Raw genomic sequence first — 3919 nt, forward strand, 5'->3', positions numbered from 1 at the left:
CCCTCCTGTTTCCAAATATACAGACTCTCTCGATCTTTCCCTGTAAAATGGGTATACTTTTCTTCCATGAGGCGACTCCTGTTTGTTAGTACCCATTATTATACATGGGTTGGAGTCGCACTTCATTTTAGAACTTTTCTACCAATTTGCTTTTTCGATACTATCGCACATTTTTATTTGAGAAAATATATACCGAACATTTTGATCTAATAGATTTAATCGTTCATTTAAGTGCTTACCCAATCCTTCTATCTGTTGTATATCTTTTTCAATTTCATTTAAAGAAATAAATAAATCTTCCATAATGAATTCCTTTGCATCTAAAACAATCTACGGATCAACAAAATATTTTTTTATTTCTTTTTCAAGAACTATAGACAATTTTTCTATATCTATAGCATCTGAAGCAATCACGTATTCCAATATAGTGGCATAATTTCATTTGCTCGTTATTTTTCTATCCAAACCACCATTAAGATAACTATTATAAGACGTCATTGATCAACTTATATAGCTTTTAAAAAACCTTCATCATTTAAAACCATGTTTTGCATACGGATATAACATAAATTATTATCAACATCAAAACCAAAAACAACGGGTTCATTGATTACATGCAAAACAACCTTATTTGATGAAAATAAAATAGTGGTGTTTTTTTCACCTGCATAAACTTCAAAATCCTTGTTATCTCGCAAATAGTATTCTTGCTCATAAAACTCTACATGATAGCCCAAAGGATTAACTTTTGGCTTCCAACGATCTGTTTCAAAGAATGGAAGACCAATTTTTTCAAGAACTCTATTATTGGGCATTATTATTTCTTGCTGATAAAGAATAGAAGCAGCCACTACAGTAATTTCAAAAACAATGCCGGTTGGATATTCAAAAGCAATTTCCACCAAAGATTCTTTTGGCCCTAAAGTACTCCAATAACAAATTTTTCCTAATAATTCTCTCTGATCAAACAATATTTTTATTTTAAGATAATAATCTGATTCATTATATATTTTTTTAATTTCGGAAGAAATGTCTTTAAGTTTTAACATTTATTTTGTCTTTATTTTTTAAAGTTTACCAATTTTTTGGCTTAAAATTCGCGTGATAAATTGAGGGTAGTAAACCTTCATCTCTAGGCATGCCAAATCTAAACTCCCAACAACCAATTTTAATCATGGTGTCGTATTTTACGCCACTTGATATAGCTCGTTCTACTGCAACCTGCATACTAGAAAGAAGCGCTTGACAATTGATTGGCATGTTATGAGTAATAATTTTTTTATGTGTTCCATTTGTATCTTGTAGATATTCTAACATATGTTTGGTTGCGTTAGGGGCAACCCAAAACTTCTGCTTGCCTATAGCAAGCTCAAAAGATTTAGGAATTTTTGTACCTGGATACATTTTATCCGTAGCTTTGATATTTTTCCATACCGTTCCTGCTAATTTTTCAACTGTATTTTTTAAATTTCCTACTGAATTAACCGGTGCTTTATTCGACTGACCAGTCACTTTAAACAACAAGCCTTCTGGGGTAGTTAAATACTCCTGTGGACTAAACAACGGATTATTTTTAACAAAATTAATACTTTTGCGCTTAATGGTATTGCATAATTTACCCAATCCACCAAGCAGTTTCCCTTGTGCCTTATAACCCACCACAAAAGCGGTACCACCCTTAATCGCATCTCGTACCGTTATCTCTTTTTTGTTTATAGCATCGATAATATGATTTAATGGCTCAGTATATTTATCCCATTTTTCTTGAGCCCCTTTAAAATCATGTATTGCTGTTGCTCCAATATCAGCAACATTATAAAGAACTTTACACAATTGGAATGCTAGAATTTGTTTGCCTGCAACGATAGATACTGTTGCTTCAATAGGATTGGTCAGAATATCTTGCACAGCAGAATATAATCCTAGCGCTACACCTTCCATTACAGCTTGCCCATAATCAAGCAATGTCCAGCAAAAATCAGCAATACACATCGATTTATCCGGCATATTTGCATGATTATACTCAACGATTGATACAGTTAAATCAATAAGCGCTTCTTGATGATCATATAGTATGGAACTCGGAGTTAAATTATATACATGATTAAGAATATCTAACGATTCCTGATGAATAACCTGCTGCAATTGATTACCATAACATCGAGCAAAGGTATTGAAATCATGACCAGAGCGAGATAATAGTTGCTTAATATTGCTATTAAGATTGTATGATTTATCTTTCAGCTGAAAATCAAAACTGCTATCAGCACTATTTCTATATATAACTGATCGCGCGCTAATTGCTTTTGCCAGGTTGGGCATATGGGATTTATAAACAGATTCTAATGTTCCATATTCTGCAAAATTTTCCGAAAATGTTGATTTAAAAGTCTTTTCTACAATATCAGCCGGATTATAATACCCATTAATTAATGGTTCTTTTTTAATTGCATCTAATGATTTATAAAGATCTCCAATACGCTTTTGTAATTTTCTACAGTACTTGCCTGTTGCCATATGACAAACTTTTTGCACTAAGCTAAGATTTTTTAATTCAACATATAAGCTTCGTATCGTATCTTCATAACCAGAATATGTTTGCGCATATTTTACAAATTCATCAAGCATGTATAAACAGCGTTGATTAAGAATTTCTGACTCAGTGTAACCGCATTCAACAAAATCCTTCTTAAAGTCTTCAGCGCTATATGACTTTAGAGAATTTATTCCGCTCAACCCCCTACGATCTTTAGAGTGGGCCCAAGAAACTTCATGAGAAAAATCACCATGGATTCTATCACCAGCACGATCCCTACTATCGCCTTGGTTAGTAAATGTAGAAAATCTTACATGAGTCACACCAGACCATTCCGAATAGATTGGTATGCCTAAAAAAATAAAAAAAGATACCGTAAGAAGGTTGAAAGGTTTTAATCGATTCATATTTACTCTCTTTTTTAAAAAACTAGAAATTCATCAAAAACCAAATTATTCTTTTTTTAATGTATTTATTTCCGACGATGATATTATAATCAAAACTAAAAAATTTGTTTTTAATTATAAAAAGGTATGTATGAATAAGAAAATATTATTGCTTATGGCATTTATTAGCATGAACCTCATATTGCAAGTTGCTCCTATGTCAGTAGAAAACATGCATGAAGAATATAATTTCTGGTTAGAGGATTTAGACGAGATGCAAGAAGAAGCTATTAGAGAAATTACCCTATCGGATTCTTTTGCCAACAAACAAGTTATGTGGTATTTGATGGATGCTGCATTACACAAAGAAAAGACTGAATTCATCGAAGAAATTGTACATGATCTTATAAAAAAAAACCATCCCAATTATCGCCTAAACATTGAAATTTGTAACAATAAAATTAACGATATTAATAAAGCCCTTGCACAATTAGATGAAGCTGTTTTATTAATAGAAAAACAATTTTCAATCCCTTCAGGCCAATTTAAAATAAAAGCAATCGAGTTTGCAGAAAATCAGGATTTAGAAAGCTTCGTCGAATCATTTGTACCACTATCCAAACAATAATGATTACGCCAAAACACCGCCCATCATACTTCGACAGTGATAAAGAAAAACTATAAAACAAAAAAAAGAGCAGTTTTAAATAACTGCTCTTTTTTTTGTTTTATAGTCATTCAATCAATGACTCGACCCTACTTCGCTCTACGAGCTACGAAGGGCAGGTTGCAAACTCACGTTAAGTAAATTTGGCATCCACTCCGTGATGGTCTCATGAACCAAACAGCCCCCCTCAAGCACTCATTAAGCATGATGCAGACGCTCTATACAGAGTTTAATATGTAACTAACGAAGGGGCAAAATAAGATACTTTTTTATTTTTTCTTTGCTCGCATTACCCTCATGTCATCGTTATTGTGTTGCACTAAAGGCTTT

4 protein-coding genes are annotated in these 3919 nt (G+C 32.6%); 1 reads left to right on the forward strand and 3 read right to left on the reverse strand.

Annotated elements, in window-relative coordinates:
* Positions 1-138 precede the first annotated feature (138 nt).
* The 3 genes from VJJ26_05645 to VJJ26_05655 all read right to left on the reverse strand — a co-directional run bounded on the left by VJJ26_05645 (position 139) and on the right by VJJ26_05655 (position 2943).
* Positions 139-303: a hypothetical protein gene (locus tag VJJ26_05645; GenBank protein ID HLC07633.1), complete on the reverse strand. Its 165-nt coding sequence runs from the start codon at positions 301-303 to the stop codon at positions 139-141.
* Between the two features lie 203 nt (positions 304-506).
* On the reverse strand, positions 507-1049 hold the full coding sequence (locus VJJ26_05650) for a hypothetical protein (GenBank protein ID HLC07634.1): 543 nt from the start codon (positions 1047-1049) through the stop codon (positions 507-509).
* Between the two features lie 25 nt (positions 1050-1074).
* Positions 1075-2943 carry a hypothetical protein gene (locus VJJ26_05655; GenBank protein ID HLC07635.1) on the reverse strand — a complete coding sequence of 623 codons (1869 nt, stop codon included), beginning with the start codon at positions 2941-2943 and terminating at the stop codon, positions 1075-1077.
* A gap of 130 nt (positions 2944-3073) precedes the next feature.
* On the opposite strand from VJJ26_05655, the gene VJJ26_05660 reads away from it, so the two are divergent.
* Positions 3074-3550, forward strand: coding sequence for a hypothetical protein (locus tag VJJ26_05660; protein HLC07636.1), 477 nt, complete (start codon positions 3074-3076; stop codon positions 3548-3550).
* Positions 3551-3919 lie beyond the last annotated feature (369 nt).

The organism is Candidatus Babeliales bacterium (assembly GCA_035288105.1).
GTDB lineage: Bacteria > Babelota > Babeliae > Babelales > Vermiphilaceae > SOIL31.

What these genes read in the sequence shown, in the direction of transcription:
- VJJ26_05655 (HLC07635.1), bottom strand. Translation starts at nt 2,943, where the DNA reads ATGAATCGATTAAAACCTTTCAACCTTCTTACGGTATCTTTTTTTATT.
- VJJ26_05645 (HLC07633.1), bottom strand. Translation starts at nt 303, where the DNA reads ATGGAAGATTTATTTATTTCTTTAAATGAAATTGAAAAAGATATACAA.
- VJJ26_05660 (HLC07636.1), top strand. Translation starts at nt 3,074, where the DNA reads ATGAATAAGAAAATATTATTGCTTATGGCATTTATTAGCATGAACCTC.
- VJJ26_05650 (HLC07634.1), bottom strand. Translation starts at nt 1,049, where the DNA reads ATGTTAAAACTTAAAGACATTTCTTCCGAAATTAAAAAAATATATAAT.